Source organism: Myxococcus sp. CA039A, from assembly GCF_013336645.1.
Classification (GTDB): Bacteria; Myxococcota; Myxococcia; order Myxococcales; family Myxococcaceae; genus Myxococcus; species Myxococcus llanfairpwllgwyngyllgogerychwyrndrobwllllantysiliogogogochensis.
Map to the genome: position 1 here is coordinate 1 of NZ_JABUMQ010000746.1, position 513 is coordinate 513.

Sequence of the window (513 nt, forward strand, 5' to 3'; positions counted from 1 at the left end):
GCCCCCCGACATGACCGGAGCCCCCGTGGATGCCCCGCAGCCTCCTTCCACTCCCGCGCAGCCGCCCATCCGCGTCTTCGTCGTGGAAGACCAGACCAAGATCCTCAAGAACCAGCTGCGCCTCTTCGAGGGCCACCCGGAGATCGACATCGTTGGCACCGCGCTGTCCGGCGAGGCCGCCCTGGAGGAAGTCCCCCGCGTCATGCCTGACGTCCTGCTGCTGGACCTGGGCCTGCCCCGCATGAGCGGCATCGACGTGACGCGCGAAATCAAGGCCGTCTACCCGAAGATGGAGATCCTCATCTTCACCATCTTCGACGAGGAGGACAAAGTCCTCGAGGCCGTGAAGGCCGGGGCATCCGGTTACATGCTCAAGGGCTCGCCGGTCGACAAGATCATCGAGGCCATCAAGGAAGTCCGCGCGGGCGGCACCGTCATCCAGCCCAACCTCGCGCGCAGACTGCTGCGTCACTTCCGCGTCGACCCGGATGCCACGCCCATCCCTTCCGAGCC

Annotated in this window: 1 protein-coding gene; it reads left to right on the plus strand. The window is 66.5% G+C overall.

From position 1 onward, the window contains the following. Positions 1-10: 10 nt before the first annotated feature. On the plus strand, positions 11-513 hold a 503-nt coding region (locus HR086_RS47390; RefSeq protein WP_174468963.1), incomplete at its 3' end, for a response regulator transcription factor.